The organism is Liquorilactobacillus mali KCTC 3596 = DSM 20444 (genome assembly GCF_000260415.1).
GTDB lineage: Bacteria > Bacillota > Bacilli > Lactobacillales > Lactobacillaceae > Liquorilactobacillus > Liquorilactobacillus mali.
Map to the genome: position 1 here is coordinate 1 of NZ_BACP01000105.1, position 259 is coordinate 259.

Below are 259 nucleotides of genomic sequence, written 5' to 3' on the forward strand. Positions count from 1 at the left end.
ACTTATTTTGCGAGGATTTCCGTTTTTAGTGAACGCTCGGTGGTCAACTTGAAAATCATTATCATATTTGTTTGCCTTATACTCTTTAAATTCACGTACAAACCCGTACTTGTCTTTGCGCTTACGGTAAGCATAAAAACTAAATCTAACTCCTTGCGGATCTATAAAATAATCATCTTTAGGGTGATATGTCCAATTCATGACCTTACGGTCATCACTTTGCCATTTGCGACTATTTTCTTTCAACATTGTCCCATAC

At 36.3% G+C, this 259-nt stretch carries 1 pseudogene; it reads right to left on the reverse strand.

The annotated features are described in order from the left end of the window. A pseudogene (locus tag GSM_RS14495) lies at positions 1-259 on the reverse strand (IS1182 family transposase); the annotation flags it as partial.